Source organism: Pantoea deleyi, from assembly GCF_022647325.1.
GTDB lineage: Bacteria > Pseudomonadota > Gammaproteobacteria > Enterobacterales > Enterobacteriaceae > Pantoea > Pantoea deleyi.
In genome coordinates this window covers 102,349-119,005 of the sequence record NZ_CP071406.1, presented here as the reverse complement: position 1 = coordinate 119,005, position 16,657 = coordinate 102,349, and the positions used below count along the sequence as shown (strand labels likewise).

At 57.8% G+C, this 16,657-nt stretch carries 15 protein-coding genes; 6 read left to right on the top strand and 9 right to left on the bottom strand.

Translation table 11 applies throughout. The features are described from left to right. Position 1: 1 nt before the first annotated feature. Positions 2 to 1,681 (bottom strand): acetolactate synthase AlsS, encoded by a 1,680-nt coding sequence (alsS, locus tag J1C59_RS19165; RefSeq protein WP_140916775.1) that lies wholly within the window; start codon positions 1,679 to 1,681, stop codon positions 2 to 4. A gap of 14 nt (positions 1,682 to 1,695) precedes the next feature. Next, positions 1,696 to 2,478 carry an acetolactate decarboxylase gene (gene budA, locus J1C59_RS19160; RefSeq protein ID WP_128084325.1) on the bottom strand — a complete coding sequence of 261 codons (783 nt, stop codon included), beginning with the start codon at positions 2,476 to 2,478 and terminating at the stop codon, positions 1,696 to 1,698. Between the two features lie 104 nt (positions 2,479 to 2,582). On the opposite strand from budA, the gene J1C59_RS19155 reads away from it, so the two are divergent. Further along, on the top strand, positions 2,583 to 3,488 hold the full coding sequence (locus J1C59_RS19155; protein ID WP_128084326.1) for a LysR family transcriptional regulator: 906 nt from the start codon (positions 2,583 to 2,585) through the stop codon (positions 3,486 to 3,488). A gap of 71 nt (positions 3,489 to 3,559) precedes the next feature. Next, the gene (locus tag J1C59_RS19150) at positions 3,560 to 3,805 is read left to right on the top strand and encodes a hypothetical protein (RefSeq protein WP_111138264.1); all 246 of its coding nucleotides are present in this window, start codon (positions 3,560 to 3,562) and stop codon (positions 3,803 to 3,805) included. A 29-nt stretch (positions 3,806 to 3,834) separates the two neighbouring features. Here the strand turns inward: J1C59_RS19150 and J1C59_RS19145 are convergent, their stop codons facing one another. The 4 genes from J1C59_RS19145 to J1C59_RS19130 form a co-directional block, all read right to left on the bottom strand. Then, positions 3,835 to 6,876 carry an efflux RND transporter permease subunit gene (locus tag J1C59_RS19145; RefSeq protein WP_140916774.1) on the bottom strand — a complete coding sequence of 1,014 codons (3,042 nt, stop codon included), beginning with the start codon at positions 6,874 to 6,876 and terminating at the stop codon, positions 3,835 to 3,837. Continuing rightward, on the bottom strand, positions 6,873 to 8,006 hold the full coding sequence (locus J1C59_RS19140) for an efflux RND transporter periplasmic adaptor subunit (protein ID WP_140916773.1): 1,134 nt from the start codon (positions 8,004 to 8,006) through the stop codon (positions 6,873 to 6,875). The genes J1C59_RS19145 and J1C59_RS19140 overlap by 4 nt, the downstream gene beginning before the upstream one ends. A gap of 93 nt (positions 8,007 to 8,099) precedes the next feature. Continuing rightward, positions 8,100 to 9,269, bottom strand: coding sequence for a sensor histidine kinase (locus J1C59_RS19135; RefSeq protein WP_128085409.1), 1,170 nt, complete (start codon positions 9,267 to 9,269; stop codon positions 8,100 to 8,102). Then, positions 9,266 to 9,961 carry a response regulator gene (locus J1C59_RS19130; RefSeq protein ID WP_128085410.1) on the bottom strand — a complete coding sequence of 232 codons (696 nt, stop codon included), beginning with the start codon at positions 9,959 to 9,961 and terminating at the stop codon, positions 9,266 to 9,268. The genes J1C59_RS19135 and J1C59_RS19130 overlap by 4 nt, the downstream gene beginning before the upstream one ends. A gap of 129 nt (positions 9,962 to 10,090) precedes the next feature. Between J1C59_RS19130 and J1C59_RS19125 the strand changes: the two genes are divergently transcribed. Next, positions 10,091 to 10,879 carry a MipA/OmpV family protein gene (locus J1C59_RS19125; protein WP_128085411.1) on the top strand — a complete coding sequence of 263 codons (789 nt, stop codon included), beginning with the start codon at positions 10,091 to 10,093 and terminating at the stop codon, positions 10,877 to 10,879. Positions 10,880 to 11,465: 586 nt separating this feature from the next. Then, on the top strand, positions 11,466 to 12,368 hold the full coding sequence (locus tag J1C59_RS19120; protein WP_128085432.1) for an Rpn family recombination-promoting nuclease/putative transposase: 903 nt from the start codon (positions 11,466 to 11,468) through the stop codon (positions 12,366 to 12,368). 35 nt (positions 12,369 to 12,403) lie between these two features. Here the strand turns inward: J1C59_RS19120 and J1C59_RS19115 are convergent, their stop codons facing one another. Further along, entirely contained in the window at positions 12,404 to 13,300 is an 897-nt protein-coding gene (locus tag J1C59_RS19115; protein WP_128085412.1) for an ROK family protein, read from the bottom strand. A 445-nt stretch (positions 13,301 to 13,745) separates the two neighbouring features. Between J1C59_RS19115 and J1C59_RS19110 the strand changes: the two genes are divergently transcribed. Both J1C59_RS19110 and J1C59_RS19105 read left to right on the top strand, forming a co-directional pair. After that, entirely contained in the window at positions 13,746 to 14,567 is an 822-nt protein-coding gene (locus J1C59_RS19110; protein ID WP_128085433.1) for a winged helix-turn-helix domain-containing protein, read from the top strand. A 14-nt stretch (positions 14,568 to 14,581) separates the two neighbouring features. Then, positions 14,582 to 15,055 carry a FidL-like protein gene (locus tag J1C59_RS19105; protein WP_242281397.1) on the top strand — a complete coding sequence of 158 codons (474 nt, stop codon included), beginning with the start codon at positions 14,582 to 14,584 and terminating at the stop codon, positions 15,053 to 15,055. A gap of 92 nt (positions 15,056 to 15,147) precedes the next feature. On the opposite strand, the gene J1C59_RS19100 is transcribed toward J1C59_RS19105, so the two are convergent. Next, positions 15,148 to 15,630: a hypothetical protein gene (locus tag J1C59_RS19100; RefSeq protein ID WP_242281396.1), complete on the bottom strand. Its 483-nt coding sequence runs from the start codon at positions 15,628 to 15,630 to the stop codon at positions 15,148 to 15,150. Further along, complete coding sequence (locus J1C59_RS19095; protein ID WP_128085415.1) at positions 15,623 to 16,522, bottom strand: winged helix-turn-helix domain-containing protein; 900 nt, start codon at positions 16,520 to 16,522, stop codon at positions 15,623 to 15,625. The genes J1C59_RS19100 and J1C59_RS19095 overlap by 8 nt, the downstream gene beginning before the upstream one ends. Between the last annotated feature and the right edge of the window lie 135 nt (positions 16,523 to 16,657).

The following is a 16,657-nucleotide window of genomic DNA, read 5'->3' as shown; positions in this document are numbered from 1 at the left end:
ATTAAAGAAGCTGGCTCAGATGCAGCTGACCCATCAGGAGCGGGTTGTCGGCGTAATCGACCGGCACCGCCACGACCGCAGGGCCCTGAACATCCATCGCCTGACGCAGCATCGGCTCCAGCTCGGCTGCCCGGGTTACCGCAAAGCCTGCCGCGCCAAACGCTTCTGCATAGGCTTTGAAATCGACCGGGCCAAAGTTGACGCCTGACACGCGCTGATACTTTTTCTCTTCCTGCATCGCCACCATGTTGTAGGCGTTATCCACCCAGACGATATGCAGAATATTGGCTTTCAGCCGCACGGCCGTTTCCAGCTCCATGCTGGACTGCAGGAAGCCACCGTCACCGGACACCGACACCACCTTGCGCTGCGGATCGACCAGCCAGGCCCCAATCGCCCACGGCAGCGCCACGCCCATCGTCTGCTGACCGTTGGAGATCATGATCTGACGGGCGCGGAAGCTGTAGAGGTAGCGGGCGATCCAGATGTGGAAGCTGCCCATATCGACCGTCAGGCTGACGTCGCTGTTAATGATGTCCTGCATGGCGCGCACGATGCGCAGGGGATGCAGGGCAAACTGGTTGAGGCTGGCCCCCTGCATCGCCAGTAATTTACGCTGCTGCTGCCGATCCTCCAGGATGCTGGCCGCTTCTGAGGTCAGCTGCAGCGGGGTGGTGATCCGTGCTGCCAGCTTGCGCACCGTGGCGGCGATGTCGCCCACCAGTTCGGCATCCGGCAGGTAACGGTTATCGGTCTCTGCCGGGATAACATCGATATGGATCAGGGTGGCGCTGCCGCTGTTCCACATCGCCGGTTCATATTCCACCGGGCTGTAGCCGATGGTGATGATCAGGTCAGCCTGTTGCAGCAGCCGATCGCCCGCCTGGTTGTTAAACAGGCCGACGCGCCCGGCGAAACGTGAGAAGTGCTCCTGTCTGATCGCTCCGGCCGCCTGATAGGTGCTGGTCACCGGAATATGACTGCGGGTCAGCAGGTCGTGGATCGCCTCGCTGTTCTCAGGCTGACTCGCCATCAGGCCCAGCAGGATGACCGGATTTTTCGCGCCGGCAATCGCCCGGCTGACCGCGTCGATCATCGCATCAGGCGCGGCACCCAGCACCGGACGGCCTTTGCTGCTCAGCGCTTTGCCGGTCACCGGCTGGTCCACAATATCCTGCGGCAGGCTGATAAAGGCGCCCCCGCCCCGGCCATGCTCGGCGTGACGAAACGCATTCGACAGACACTCAGAGAGCGCCGAGGGATCGGTGACCTCCACGGCATATTTGGTGACCGGGCGAAACATCGCCACCGTGTCCATGCTCTGATGCACCTGCTTGGCGTTGTCGGAGCGTTTGACCTGGCCGCCGAGGGCGACCACCGGATCCCCTTCGCTGGTGGCTGTGGCCATCCCGGTGATCAGGTTGGAGCAGCCCGGCCCGGAGGTGACCAGCGCCACGCCCGCATTACCGGTGAGACGGCCTACCGCAGCGGCCATAAACGCGGCGTTAGCTTCATGGCGAACCGGAATGGTCCGGATAGAGGAGTCCAGCAGCGAGTCAAAAACCTTGTCGATTTTTGCGCCGGGAATGCCAAAGACATGCTGAACGCCCTGCGCTTCCAGCTGCGCGACCACCAGGTCAGCGCCGCAGGTCCAGAGTGTGGTATCGGTTGGAGTTTTCATCGTCATTCCTCTGATTAGCTTTCGACCGCACGAATCGCGGCGTCAAGATTGGCGGGGTTCAGGTCGGCATTCAGAAAATCGCTGTCCTGCGGTAAATCCACGACCAGCTTGCTGATGGCTCCGAAGGTGAGGGTGCCCCGTTCCAGCGCATAGTCGAGAATGTGCCCCCCTCCCTGGCGATCGTCGGTAATAAAATGTTCGTGATAGCCTGCGACGTTGATCCCCTGCATATACTGGGGCGTGCGGAATCCAATCAGCTCGCCCGCGCGCTGGCGAAAAGCAAAGGTGGGCTGGTCGCCCAGGACCTCCGGCATTGAGCGATAGGGACGGCACTGGCACGGCACGGTGCGGGTGTCGACGCGGCTGAAATGACCGCTGATGCGCAACGCGCAGAACTGGTTATCGGAGGTGATCTCGCGGTCGATCACCTGATGAATGGCCTCTCGCGACAGCGGCCGGTCAAACTCATAGCGGTGCTGCGGTCGGAAAAAGGTCATCACCGCAAACGGGGTTTTCTGTGCCGGGTCGGCCGGATGAGCGCTGCCATCGGCATGCAGCTGATAGACCTTGCTGTCGAAGGCAATCATTTCGCCATCCAGCCGGTTAAACGTGCCCAGACCGAAGTCACCTTTACGCAACAGGTCGGCGATTTTGACATTACCGTCATATACGCCGCTCAGCAGCGCACTCATCAGAGAGGTCTGATATATAACGCTTTCTGGTGCATCCTGAGAAAGTTTCAGGACGGTGTGTTTGAGTTGATCCTCACAGGAACAATCAGTTACATAATTGCTCATTTGATGCCTCATCGAATAACCGTTAAGCCGTGTTAACCTAATGGTGAACCGATTCCGCTGTCGGGTCCAATAGCGAAACCTGTTAACTTTGAGACGTTTTTGATATGGAATTGCGCCATCTGCGTTATTTTGTTGCCGTTGCTGAGACGCTTCACTTTACCCGGGCCGCCGAAATGCTGGGGATTTCGCAGCCGCCCCTGAGTCAGCAGATACTGCGGCTGGAGCAGGAGATTGGCACACCGCTGTTAAAGCGGCTGACGCGCGGGGTGGAATTGACGGAAGCGGGGGAAGCCTTTCTGGCGGATGCGTTGCAGATCGTGCAGCTCGCCGACCAGGCACTGGAGAATGCGCGCGGTATCGCGCGTGGGATCAGCGGTCAGCTCTCGCTGGGGTTTGCCAGTTCGGTGGCGTTTAATCCGCGCATCTTTACCCTGATCCGTCAGTTTACGGCGCGCTATCCGGCGATGACGCTGCTGACGCGGGAAGAGAATATGGCCCTGCTGATGCAGGATCTGCAGGAGGGGCTGCTGGATGCCGCCTTTATCCGGCTGCCGTGTGAAAGCAGCAAGGCGTTTAATCTGCGCCTCATCTCCACCGAAAAAATGCTGATTGCCCTGCCGCGCAGCCATCCCCTCAGCGGCACGCCTGTGCTGGCGCTCTCTGCACTGGCGGACGAGACCCTGATTATCTTTCCGCGCGACGTCTCACCCAGCCTCTATGAGCTGATCGTTACGGCCTGTCTGCGGGCCGGCTTTTCCCGCCATACCTTTCAGCAGGCGCCGCAGATCACCACTTCGCTGGGGATGGTCGCGGCGGGCTGCGGCATCGCGCTGGTTCCGGAGTCGATGCGCTGCGTCGACAATCCCGAGGTCCGCTTCAGCGACATTGAGAACAACACGCTGTTTACGGATGTTGCCTTTGCCTGGCGTCGCCATCATCCATCGAAGGCCGTTCTGCATCTGCTGGCGCTGTTGCCGGACTCACCGGCGGCACCGGGCGACGCCGGTTGATAAGCGGCAGCTATCATACTGAAAACAATAACCAGCTGGCGGCAGGGTGCCCGGAAGCCAATAATCGGAGCATGACAACATACCGCGTAAGAGTCGGGTTTCATAACCCGTCAGCCCTGACATTCAGGCAACTGGACGAAATTCTCGAGCCGCAGCGATTCTGGCGAACAGACTCTGCCGGCGGCCGTTTCCGCTATTTCATGGAGTATGAGTACCAGTCTGACGTGCGCGACCTCTGTTCGGTCTGCTCGCTGGCCTACAGTCAGGCCTGCAAAGTCAGAAAGTGCCCGCTGATTCTGGTCGAGGTGATGAACTGACTGCCTCCGGCGTTTCCGCCGGAGGCGGTTTACCGCGCACTGCGCTGCAACAGCAGGCTTAACGCCGCGGGCAGCACCGTGAGCGTAACCAGCGTTGCGCTGATCAGCCCGCCGATGATCGCCAGCGCCATCGGTCCCCAGAACACCTGATGGGCAATCGGGATCATGCCGAGGATGGCCGCACAGGCGGTCAGCACAATAGGACGCGCACGGTGATGTGCGGCCTCCCTGATCGCGTCACTGGCGGGCAGCCCGGCCCGACGGTTGGCATCCACTTCACTGATCATGATCACCGCGTTGCGGATGATAATGCCTGCCAGCGCGATAATGCCCAGCAGCGCCACAAATCCCAGCGGCGTCCCCGCCGGAAGCATCGCCAGAACAATGCCGGGCAGGCCAAACGGGGCCATGCTCAGCGCCAGCAGCATGCCGGAAAAGCGCTGGAGCTGGATCATCAGCAGGAGCAGCATGGCGCAGAGCGTGATCGGCAGCAGGGCAAACACCGAACCGTTGCCTTTATCCGACTCCGCCACCACGCCGCCTTCTTCGATGCGGTATCCGGCGGGCAGCGTGGCGCGCAGCGAGGCAATGGCCGGAGCAAGCTGCTGTGAAACCTGTTCCGCCCGCAGGCCGGGCGCGATATCCGTCTGGACGGTGATGGCGGCCAACCGCTGGCGTCGCCAGATGACCGGATCATCCACGCCCCAGTTCAGGGTCGCCACCTGCCGCAGCGGGATTTTTTTTCCGCTGGCATTGGTGATCATTAATCCGGCCAGCGTGTCGGTGTCCTGCCGTTCTGCATCATTGCTGCGCAGCACCACATCGATCAGCCGGTTGCGATCGCGCAGGGTGGTCACCACGCTGCCGGACAGCAGGGTGTTCAGCGCCTGGGCTATCGTGTCGGAGGAGAGTCCGGCGGCGCGCGCGGCGGTCTGATCGACCGCCAGCGTCATGACCCGCTCCGGTTCGCCCGCGGTGAGATTGACGTCGCGGGTCAGCGGAGAGCGGGCGAGCTGCGCCGCCAGCTGGCTGGCAGCCTGACGTACCCTGGCATTGTCCGGGCCGGTGATGCGATATTTCAGCGGCCAGCCCACCGGCGGGCCCAGCTCCAGCGGCGAGACGCGGGTGGTGATGTCGCTGAAATCTGCCGCCAGTTCCTGTTCCAGCCTGTTGCGCAGCCGATCGCGCGCCGCCAGATCCTTCGCCACCACCACCAGTTGCGCGATGTTTTCATTGTCAGGCAGCACATCCATCGGCAGATAGAAGCGTATCGCTCCCGACCCCACGTAACTGGTGAAGTTCGCCACATCCCGATCATCGCGCAACATCTGTTCCAGCCGGACAGTCCGGCGGGTGGTTTCCGCCTGGGCCGCGCTGGCAGGCAGCGTCAGGCTGACCAGCAGCTCCGGCCGATCGGAGGCAGGGAAAAATTCACCCTGCATAAAGCTGGTGGCGTAAAGGCTGACCAGCAGCGTCGCCAGGGCCGCGCCAATTGTCATCAGCCGGTGGCGCAGGATCAGCGCCAGCAGGCGATGATAGCCGCGCATCAGCCAGCCCGGCTGTTGGGTCCTGATTGCCGTCGCGGACAGCAGCCAGCAGCCGGTCAGCGGAGAGAAGATCACCGCGACGACCCAGGAGCAGAGCAGCGCCAGGGTGATTACCACAAACAGCGAGTAGCAGTACTCGCCCGCGCTGGAGGCGGCGAACCCGACCGGAATAAAACCGGCGATCATTACCAGCGTACCGGTCAGCATCGGGAACGCGGTGGTTTTAAAGGCATACGTCGCGGCCTGCCATCGGCTGTCGCCCGCCTCCAGCCGCGCCACCATCGTCTCGACGGTGATCATGGCATCATCCACCAGCAGCCCCAGCGCGATAATCAGTGCGCCCAGCGAGATCCGCTGCAGGCCGATGCCTGCCAGTAACATGCCGGTAAAGGTCATTGCCAGCACCAGCGGAATGGCCGCGGCGACTACCAGCCCGGCACGCAGACCCAGCGAGACAAAGGAGACGGCCAGTACGATGACCACCGCTTCGCCCAGGATCCGGACAAACCCGCTGACCGCGCTCCTGACCACAGAAGATTGATCGGCCACGCGGGTTAGGGTGATGCCGTGCGGCAGCTGATCGGCCAGCGTCTGCATGCGCTGATTGAGCTGTTTGCCGAAATCGAGCATGTTGCCGCTGGCCGCCATGGAGATCGCCAGCCCGATAGCGGGCACGCCGTTGACCCGGAACGTCGGTGTCGGGGGATCGGCCGGTTGCAGGCTGAGGGTGGCGAGATCGGTGAGCGGTATAAAGCGGTCGCCGATGTGCAGGGTTATCGCCCGCAGACTCTCTACCGAGGTCAGGGTGCCGCTGACCCGCAATGCGATATTCTCGCGATCGGTGCGCAGGCTGCCCGCCGGAACGACGTCGTTCTGCGCCTTGATGGCGTCGCTGACCTGCTGTAAATCCAGCCCCATGCCGTTAAGCCTGCGCGGAGAAAAGGCGATGACGACCTGCTGCTCCTGTACGCCAAGCAGCCGGGTTTTGCCGATGTCGGGCAGGCTGGCAAGGCTCCGGCGCACTGCATCGACCCGGTCGCGTAACTCTCTGTCGCTGAATCCATCAGCCGTGAAGCCATAAATCGTGCCGAAGGTGTCATCAAATTCGTCGTTCACCGCCGGACCCACGACGCCCTGCGGCAGTGAGGGGGTGACATCCTGCATCTTTTTGCGCAACTGATACCAGATGCCCGCTACCTGCGAGGGGGGGGTGTCATCGCGCAGGTTGACGTAAATGACCGTTCGTCCGGCGCGGGTTTCACTCTCTACCGCATCCAGTGAGGGGATCTCCTGCACCTTCTGTTCCAGCACGTCCGTGAGCAGTTGCACGGTGGTATTCACATCCGCACCCGGCCACTGCGCCGAGATGACCGCCGTTTTGATGGTAAACGCCGGATCTTCATTGCGAGACAGATGCTCATAACTCAGCACTCCGGCGGCCATGATCAGCAGCATAAAGAAGATCACCAGCTGCTGATGGGCCAGCGCCCAGCCAGAGAAATTGATGCCAGCCGGTCTGTTCATTGCGCCTCCTGCATCACATTCACTTTTTCACCGGGCTGCAGCGTGCTGATTCCGGCGGTAACGATGCGTTCACCGGGCCGCACTCCCGAGGCGACAAAGATCTGCCGGGCGCTGAAGCGCGCCAGCACCACAGGCCGGAGCTGCAGGCGTGAAGCGGCATCCACCACCAGCAGCGCGGGCTGGTCCGCTGAGCGGGTCAGGGCGCTGGCGGGCAGGGCGATGACCGGGGGCTGCGCATCGGGCAGGCTGACGATAACCGTGGATCCGGGCGCCATCGCCTCAGGTGGCTGATGCAGGGTGATTCGCAGCCGCCAGGTGCGGGTCTGGGGGTCGGCCTGCGGGCTGATGTCGCGCACCGTGCCACTGGCCTGAACGCTGGGATCGGCGAGCAGCGTAACTTTCAGCGGTGCGCCCTCTTCCGGACGTAACAGGGCAGGTGTGGTCAGATCAAACACCGCATCGCGCGCATCATCTGCGGCCAGCGTCATCACCGTTTGTCCGGCGCTGACCACCTGACCCGGCTGAACGGAAACCGCAGTGATCCGGCCCGCCGCGGGTGCATTGAGTTGCGTCCAGCTGAGGTTATCCCGGGCATTTTTCAGCGCGGCCTCGCTGCTGATACGGCGCGACTGCGCGCTCTGCCAGTCTGCCCGCGCGCTGTCCAGCTGACTGCGGGCGATGGCACCGCCGGGCATCAGCAGCGTCATGCGGTGCAGATTAAGCGCGGCGACCTGTTCGGCGGCGCGGGCGCTGTCCAGATCGGCCTGCGCACTGCTAAGCTGATTACGCGACTGACTCTTTTCCAGGGCTGCCAGCGGCTGGCCGACGCTGACGCGATCGCCCAGTTCCGCCGTGCGGCTGACTACCCGGCCATCCAGCCGGAACGCCAGCGCAACCTCCTCATGGGCGCGGATTTCGCCGGTCAGCACCTGTGACGCATCGGTACTGGGCGGCGGGGCGATCGTGGTTCTGACGGGGCGGATCGGCGCAGCGGCGGGCGGCGGATTATTATCCCGGCAGCCAGCCAGAATGAACACGCCGAGCAGGACAAACACCACGGGCGCAACGATGTGAACGGTGAAGAGATGACGCCACACCTGACGGGCAGCATCAGATAAGAAGTCTGTCATAACCGGGTTCCTTTAATGAGTTGTGCTCATTGAACCCGGCTTGTGTCCAGAAACGTTCCATGAACCATCAAGAAACGGTCAAGTCAGAACGCTTTATTCCACAGGCAGCGTGATCCCAATCAGCAATCCGCCGTCGGCAGGCAGCGTGGCCTCAAGTGCCCCGCCGTGCGCCTCGACAATCGCTTTGGCGATCGACAGGCCCAGGCCGCTGCCGCCCGAATGACGGGCGCGGGAGGAGTCGGCGCGGGTAAAGCGGTCAAACAGACGGGGCAGAAATGCCGGCTCCACACCCTGACCGTAATCCCGGAAAGTCAGCACAATAGCCCCATTGCGCGCGCTGGCCGTGATCTGCAGTGCGCCACCCTCTGCCGCGTAGCGCAGCGCATTTTCAATGAGGATGGTGACCACCTGACCCAGGCGGAAAGCATCACCGTAAAGCAGCAGATCCTCCGGCGAGGTCACGCTGATGCTCACGCCCGCCTGTTCCGCCTGCGGCAGCAGCCAGCCGCTGCGCTCGCGCAGCAGCTCGCCGGGATTGATCCACTCGCGGTTCAGGGTCAGCTGCCCCGCATCCGCCAGTGAAAGCAGATGCAGTTCGTCGGTCAGGCGACTGAGCTGCGTCAGCTGCTTCATGATCATCGCCAGCTGCTGCGGCTCGGCCGGAAAAACGCCATCCAGAATGCCCTGCAGACGGCCCATCGCGGCCGTCAGCGGCGAGCGGAGTTCGTGGGCCATCGCCACATGCGAGGTGCGCAGCTCACGATCATAACGGGCCAGCTGCTGCGTCATCTGGTTAAAGTCTTCCGTAAAACGCACCAGCTCCTGCGGGGCCTCTTTCACCACCGCGGCCGTCCGGCCAAATTCGCCTTTCGATACGGCCCGCGCCGCGCCTGCCAGCTGGCTGAACTGCACGGAGAGCGGTCGGGCAAACCGCAGCGCGATTAGCACCATAAACGGAATGGCCACCATGACCAGTACCAGCACGGTCAGCCAGTCAGAAGAGGCCAGCGAGGGATCGGAAAAGGTAATTCCCCACCAGCGATCGACAATCTGGTGAAAGCGCGCCGGATCGCTGGCGGGATTGACGCGCAGCCGGGTGAACTCTTCTGCCACCGCCGCCGGCATCCGCTGATACACCCAGAAGGCCTGCACCGCAAAGCGCAGCCACATGCAGATGGCGATCAGGATTACGCTGCCGATGGCCAGAAACAGCACCCGCAGGCAGATCCAGCGCCACAGCGATGTATGGGTATCGTTCTTCATGGCTGTCTGAACCGGTAGCCGACGCTGCGTACCGCCGGTAATACGTCTGAGATGCCCGCAGCTTCCAGCTTGCGGCGCAGGTTATAGACATGGGTATCGACTACCCGCTCCAGCGCATCGCTCTCCGGCAGGCACTGTTCCAGCAGGAACAGACGGGTGAACGGGCGCGTCGGGGCGCGCATCAGGGTGACCAGCAGAGAAAATTCGGTTGGCGTCAGATCCAGACGGCGCGGCGCAGCACTGCCGCTGTCGACCACGGCGGTGAGTGCCACGGGATCAACCACGAGATCGGCCCAGCGCAGGGTCTCGCTGACCGGTGCATGACTCTGGCTGCGGCGCAGCACAGCCTGCACGCGCGCCACCACTTCGCCCGGATGATAGGGTTTGACCACATAGTCATCTGCGCCATAGCGCAGGGCACCGATGCGATCCGGCGCATCACCCATCGCCGTTACCATGATCACCGGCGTGTCATCGCGGCGTCGCAGCGCAGCCAGCACTTCGGTGCCGTTCATGCCCGGCAGCATGATATCCAGCAGGATCAGATCAGGCTGCCAGCGTCTGGCTATCTCCAGCCCGCCAGGACCGTCACCGGCAATCGTGACCTCATAATTTTCACGTTTCAGGTAAGCCTCAAGTACGCCCGCGGCATCGGCGTCATCTTCAATAATCAGTACACGTTTTGACTGCATTTCCGGATCACCTTGACTGTTTCTTCATAAATCCCTGGCCGTTCATTGACACTCGCCGCGCATACTCCGGGCGGTGATGCGGCACTGGATCCTTCAGCTCCGCCCCTGATGTGATAATGAGGAGATGTGATGATAACCGGAAAAATAACGCTTCACATGGTCTGTTTTTCGCTGGGCTGTTTGACGGCTGATGCGGTTGCAGATGCGTCAGCAACACCGCCTCCGAGCGTGACGCTGGGCATCGCCGCAATCAATGCACCGCGCTACAGCGGCGCAGATAAACAGCACTGGCAGCTGATGCCGCTGGTCCAGGCACGCGATGGCGCACTCTTTTTCGACTCGCAGAAAGGGGTGGGTTATGACCTGCAGACGGACAATGGCGTCTACCTGGAACATACGCTGGGGTACGGGCTGGGACGTTCTGACCGGAACTCCTCCTGGCGCGACGGTGACGATCGGCTCAGAGGAATGGGAAAGATCGACCCGACGCTGAACACGTCACTGGCGCTGGGATGGTCAGTCACGCCGTGGCTGGTGCTGGAGGAGAAAGCGACGCTGCCGCTGAGTGACAGCCAGGGGGTTCAGTACCGGACATCGGTAACGCTGATTCCCTGGCAGACCAGCAGCGACACCGTGGCCCTGCAGGTCGCGGCATTATCAGGCGATGGACGCTATATGAACACCTGGTATGGCGTGAGCAGCCAGCAAAGCGCCCAGAGCGGGTTTAAGCGTTATGACGCGGCGGGTGGATTTTATGGCACCGACAGCAGTCTGACATGGAGCCATCAGTTTACGCCCGCGTGGGCCGCCAGCGTTATCGGTGATTACACCTGGCTGGATAAACACGCTTCGGACAGCCCAATCGTTGCCCGGCGCAACAACGCATCCGCGACGCTGGCACTGAGCTACTCGTTCTGACCGCTATCCTGACACTACCGGAATGCACCTTTGCCGGACGGTTCTGCTGATGATGCCGGTTTATTAGTCAGAGGCAGCTGGCCTTCTGTCTGATGTCTCTCTGCAGGCAAAAATAGGCTGGTATAACGATCCTTCTTTAGCCCATAGCCCATTTACCCAAAATCGAACCCGCGAATACGGCAGCCAGGAATGGTTGTCGTCGCTGACCGTTATTAAATAAACAGGTCAGGTTTACAGGCACGTCAATAATCGTGTGAATAAGTTTTTAACTGTCTGCGGTTTCATTCTGGACGAATATCCGGCGCCTTTAAGGCCTTATTTACCGGTATCGATATTGTCACGCCTCATGTCTGAATTTAATCTCTCAATGAGAACGCTCTCTACATCATGCTGAATTTTAATGTCTTTATGGCTTATTGCTTATGAGGCTATCGCGAGTGTCTGTGTCGTTCAGCATTATCGATGAATAATGGAAGCCTTCGTGTCAGGTGAATGAATAGCCGCGCAATGTCACGATACTGGTCATGTGTGGATTATTTTCACTTTGTAATGTTAATAACGTACGAAAGGAATACAAAATATGACCATGGAAAAGAAAAATAATCCAACACCTCATGATGCCACCTTCCGGCAATTTCTGACGCATCCCGATATTGCGCGGGATTTTATGCAACTCCATCTTCCGGAGAATCTGCTCGCGATCTGCGACCTTAACACCCTGAAGCTTGAGTCAGGCTCGTTTGTGGAAGAGGATCTGCGTCAGTACTACAGTGACATCCTTTACAGCCTGAGAACCCTGAACGGTGACGGGTATATCCACGTTCTGATTGAGCATCAGTCCACACCGGACAGGCATATGGCCTTCAGGTTGCTGCGTTATGCGGTTGCGGCGATGCAGCGTCATCTTGATGCAGGGCATAAGCGGCTGCCTCTGGTGATCCCGGTCTTGTTCTATGCCGGAAAGCGCTCACCCTATCCCTGGTCAACCCGCTGGTTTGACGAGTTCGAGGACCCCCATGTGGCGGAGGCGCTTTATAGCGGCGCGTTTCCTCTGGTTGACGTTTCGGTAATCCCGGATGACGAGATCATGACGCATCGCAGTATGGCGGCGCTGACGCTGTTACAGAAACATATTCGTCAACGTGACATGGCAACGCTGACAGACCGTCTCTCCTCTTTGCTGATGGCTGATTATCTCTCTTCACCCCAGGTATTGACGCTGATAAACTATTTACTGCAGGCTGGTGAGTCAGCTGACTATGAAGCTTTCGTTCGCGAACTGGCACAGCGGGTGCCACAACACGGAGATGCACTGATGACCATTGCACAGCAGCTTGAGCAGAAAGGCGTTGATATAGGGCGCGCGGAAGGTGAACGCGAAGCCACCCTGAAAATCGCGCGCGCCATGTTACAGAATGGCCTGGAGCATAAGACCATTATGGAGATGACAGGCCTGACGTCAGACGAGCTGGCAAAACTCCGGCACTGAGCCTGAACCGGGCTGGTTATACTGATATCGGTATTTCAGCCATTTTTTAGTGTTTCGGCGGGCGACTGGCGCTGCAGAAAATTCCAGGTTGCCCCCAGCATGCCGGAGTCATTGCCATAGGTGGCGGCATCGATGTGAATATCCAGATCATATTTTGCCAGCTCCGCACCCAGCTCCGCCAGAAATGGCTCGCGGGCTGTAATTCCTCCCCCGATAAAAATCATCTGCGGATCAAAGACGCTGAACAGGTTGTATAAGCAGGCTGCAAGATCCTGGTAGAACTGAGCGACACTCTGCCGGGCAGCGTCTTCATTTCGCTCATACGCATCGAAAACGTCTTTACCCGTGACGTCATCGATGGCCAGCCCTTGCAGCTGACTGTAGTTTTTTCGCAGTGCCGTCATGGTACAGCTCTGGCTCATGGTGTGGCGTTCGATATCGCTGCTGGTGGGACGCGAAGTGAGCAGACAGCCAAACTCACCCGCCCGATTCCGGCCTCCGCGGATCAGTGCGCCGTTACAGAACGCCGCGCCGCCTAATCCGGTACCAATCGTTAACATCAGAAAATCATTCAGCTTTGTGGCTTTACCCAGCCACTGCTCCGCCAGCAGGGCGCAATGTGCATCATTTTCCACCGTGGCAGGCAGCGACGTTTTTTCCGTCAGCCACTGGCTCAGATGAAACTGGTCAAAGTCACGGATCGTGCCGCCCATGGCGATAAATCCGGCGTCGGCATCGACATAACCGGGCGTGCTGACGGCGATGCCCGCACAGCCAGGATTCTTTTCCAGCCAGGCCAGCATGTCTTGCAGTATTCTGTCGCGTGCATTGTGTGAAATATCCGCACTGTCGCTGGCAAGGATGTTTCCCCTGTCGTCCACAACACCCATTTTTAATGAAGTCCCGCCAATATCGAAAGCTGCAATTTTCATTGATGTCCCCGAAGGTGATTTTCTCCCGGTTAATTGTAGTGCGGCTAAAAATCGTCAGGCTGCGCGGCGCTGGCCATTTTTGTCAGGAAAGGTGCAGATTCTTCGGGATTCCTCTGCCGGCTGAGACAACGGTCCTTCCCGGCCGTCAGCCGGAAAGGGCCGTTGATCATGAGGCGAACCCAGGGTTGAAAGAAGGGATCTCTGACCTGCGCAATAAATCAGCCACGACCGGGGCGCGCTCTGGCAGGCACATGAGTCATTAAATCGGCAGTTTTTTAGCTAACGCGTCATAACTGTCGTCGCTGATTCAAATAAACAATACAGGCTGCTTCTCCGGCCTGAACGCCCGGTTCTGATGCCTTTCCGCTTATATTGTCTCCCAGGTGCTTCTTTAAATAAGCTGATTTATACTGTGAGAAATGAGCATAAATCCAGTGAATTCTTAATGATTTACATTATCGATGACCAGATTGCTTACAACTCCGATGACTGCACGCTGAGCCATATTCCCACTGAGGAGACGCTGAGCCTGAGCATTTCATCCGGCAGATTGTTTGAGCAGCTGCTGAATTCTCAGGGCGAAATACTGGCGCGTGAGACTCTGCTGACTGAGGTCTGGGATAAATATGGTCTGCGGGGATCAAACAGTAATCTGAATCAGTATCTGAGTATTCTGCGCAGGGCGCTGGCAGCCTATGGCTGTGAAAATCTGATTATCACCATTCCCAGGATTGGCATCCGGTTAAATACCGAGATAAAAATAGAACGCGAATCTCCTCCTGTACTCGCGGACTCAGAGGCTCAGACGGAAGATCAGGCGGAGGAAGGGGTTAATCGTGAGGATGTAGTTGATGTGCCAGAACTCACCCTCCCGGCGGACAAAAAGCCTCTGATCTCCTTCAGACAGGTAGTGTCTGGCCTGGTAGTGCTGGCTGTTCTGGCTGGTGCTTATGGCTACTACACTGCGCATAATCTCTTCGGAAAGCGTTCATCGATGAGTACCATCAGACTGGACGGAGGCTGCGAGGCCGTCATTATCCAGGGCCTGGATGTGTTTGAGAAGCAGTCGCTGGATAAACAGATTCTGCAGATGCTCCGGGAAAACAAGCAATCCTGCGTGCCGGGAAGGCGGATCTATTTTGATAAGAATCCCTCCTTTAACACGACCAATTATGGCAGAACCATTCTTTCTGCCTGCAACCTGAACAGTGATGGCCACATCATTTCCTGCGACAACTTCTACTACCTTGACTGGAGAATGAATTGAAACGGAGCGTCATTGTGACAATAACGCTGTCACTGACCCTGTTAGTGGCCGTTATCGCAGGTGTGATGTTTAAACGTCAGGATAACGATCTGCCTTTTCGCTGCTCAGCATTCAGCCGCTATGACCTCAGCCGTCACGAAGGTAAACGCCTGGACTTCTATGTCTCACAGGACCTGCGTTTTATCGACCCGCATTCAGGTTATCTTCTGCTGAACGGTCAGGTGACGGCCGGTGACGCCGTAACGGTACTTAACCGGCGCATCGCGTTGAGCAGTGGTAACAGAATAGAGAGCAACACCTATCGCTATAAAATCAGAACCATCGTGACCGCAACCAACGATACAACACCGGATGCCATATTTAATTTGCTGTTTTCAGAAATCACGCTGGATCCGACCTATCTGCAACTGGATCTCACAAAAGTAGATGATAAGAGCTACCTCATCAGCGGGCCGCTTTCCTATCTCTTTACCTGTGAGCGTTACTGAGCGGATAACAGGCGAGCAGAGAAAGGCAAAAATCGAGGCCACTGCGCGGGGCCTCGATTTCTTTCTTTAATGTGAATAGCGTCTGTGCTCTTTCAGTGGCCTTTGCCGTTATCAGAATTGCACACATAGGTAGGAATCGATTCCACCTTAAAGAGAAAGTTTCTGTTGTTCTGTTTCAGGATCTGCATATAGATATCACTGCCTGAAGTGACAAAAAAAGCCGGAACATAAAGGCTCAACTCTTCATCACTGATGTTGTCATCCGGCAGTCTGATATTTTTTTGCGAAACCATATAATAGAGATCGCGATTACGCTGCAGTTTAAAAGAGATCTTACGGTTCACGATCTTTTCAGGATTTTTATCGGAATGTCCTGTTATGTGCACCAGGCCAAAGTTGCTGCGTACGATGAAATTAAGCGTAAGGTAATAAGTTTCGTTGCTGTAATGTTTGAGCTGGTTTGCAGTGCAGTTAAAGCTATCGATTTGCTCACGCTGAAGATACGCATTGAATAAATACAGACTCTCAGAGATGATGATGGCACATAACAGCGCCCCCACGAGTTTCTTAATCACTCTGTTCCAGGCCTCTGAAATAGTAATCTGAGATACAGGTATTTGGCTGTTCCATCTGCCTGTTGCAGCGGATAACCGAAATCCGGGGCAGCATGTAATAGTAGGTGATGTAGACCCAGGGATAATTGCTGCAGGAACTCTCCAGCTGCTCAACCAGCTTCATCACCCTGATTCGGGTATCCGGCGTTGTGTTTTTACTGTCGAAAAAAACGTGACAACCGTTAGCGTGAGCCAGAAAAAAATATTTACTGAAGTAGTGTCGGTTATTGTCACTGCTTCTGTAAAAATTCACTGTCATGGCCAGTAAAGCGATGGTTATAAGCCCGGCGGTCCACAGCAGCACACAGGATGCGTTTCGGTAAGCTATTGCAGAGCGGGGGATTTTTATAGAGCTGTCGGGGAGTGGCGGTTCGGTGGGGGGCGTGGGCGTGTCGGCCTCTACTGCTTCAGGGGAATGTAACAGGCTCTTTCGCTCCTGTAATGCAGTTTCAGGAGATTGCTCTCCATCAGAAGCGACGCTCCCGGGGCTATCAGTTTCAGATTCTTCGCCGCTGCGTTTTCTGATTTCGGTGCCATTGGCCAGCGTCAGCCCGACCCGAGGAATCGTCACAACAGGATCTACAGACAGACCGGCTTTTCTTAATCCTTTGCGCAGAATTGAAATGTTCTGGTAGAAAGTATTGGGCGAAACCAGCATGCCATTTTTTTCCCAGACAATCTCCATAAACTCCTGCTGCGTCACGATCGTGTCATACCTGTTGATTAACAACAACAGACAGCGACCTGCAGGAGAGTTCAGGACCACCACCTTTTCCGGGTCGTTAAGGTTTCGCAGTGTACTGGTTGCGGGATGAAACTCAATGAAGCCATTGATGATGTAATAGTTATGCATCTGAATGTGCCTGGCATAAAGAAAACAGTTTAACTTTTTTCATAGTTCTGGAGTTATCTTAAAGAGATGTAAATTTCTAATATTCTATTCTCATTTGGCAATGCTTTTATCCCGTGGCGGGCAGCAGAAAGGCCC

Coding starts and splice junctions, on each gene's coding strand:
- budA (WP_128084325.1), bottom strand. CDS start 2,478: ATGAGCAATTATGTAACTGATTGTTCCTGTGAGGATCAACTCAAACAC.
- J1C59_RS19110 (WP_128085433.1), top strand. CDS start 13,746: ATGATTTACATTATCGATGACCAGATTGCTTACAACTCCGATGACTGC.
- J1C59_RS19120 (WP_128085432.1), top strand. CDS start 11,466: ATGGAAAAGAAAAATAATCCAACACCTCATGATGCCACCTTCCGGCAA.
- J1C59_RS19130 (WP_128085410.1), bottom strand. CDS start 9,961: ATGCAGTCAAAACGTGTACTGATTATTGAAGATGACGCCGATGCCGCG.
- J1C59_RS19115 (WP_128085412.1), bottom strand. CDS start 13,300: ATGAAAATTGCAGCTTTCGATATTGGCGGGACTTCATTAAAAATGGGT.
- J1C59_RS19135 (WP_128085409.1), bottom strand. CDS start 9,269: ATGAAGAACGATACCCATACATCGCTGTGGCGCTGGATCTGCCTGCGG.
- J1C59_RS19095 (WP_128085415.1), bottom strand. CDS start 16,522: ATGCATAACTATTACATCATCAATGGCTTCATTGAGTTTCATCCCGCA.
- J1C59_RS19155 (WP_128084326.1), top strand. CDS start 2,583: ATGGAATTGCGCCATCTGCGTTATTTTGTTGCCGTTGCTGAGACGCTT.
- J1C59_RS19140 (WP_140916773.1), bottom strand. CDS start 8,006: ATGACAGACTTCTTATCTGATGCTGCCCGTCAGGTGTGGCGTCATCTC.
- J1C59_RS19145 (WP_140916774.1), bottom strand. CDS start 6,876: ATGAACAGACCGGCTGGCATCAATTTCTCTGGCTGGGCGCTGGCCCAT.
- J1C59_RS19150 (WP_111138264.1), top strand. CDS start 3,560: ATGACAACATACCGCGTAAGAGTCGGGTTTCATAACCCGTCAGCCCTG.
- alsS (WP_140916775.1), bottom strand. CDS start 1,681: ATGAAAACTCCAACCGATACCACACTCTGGACCTGCGGCGCTGACCTG.
- J1C59_RS19125 (WP_128085411.1), top strand. CDS start 10,091: ATGATAACCGGAAAAATAACGCTTCACATGGTCTGTTTTTCGCTGGGC.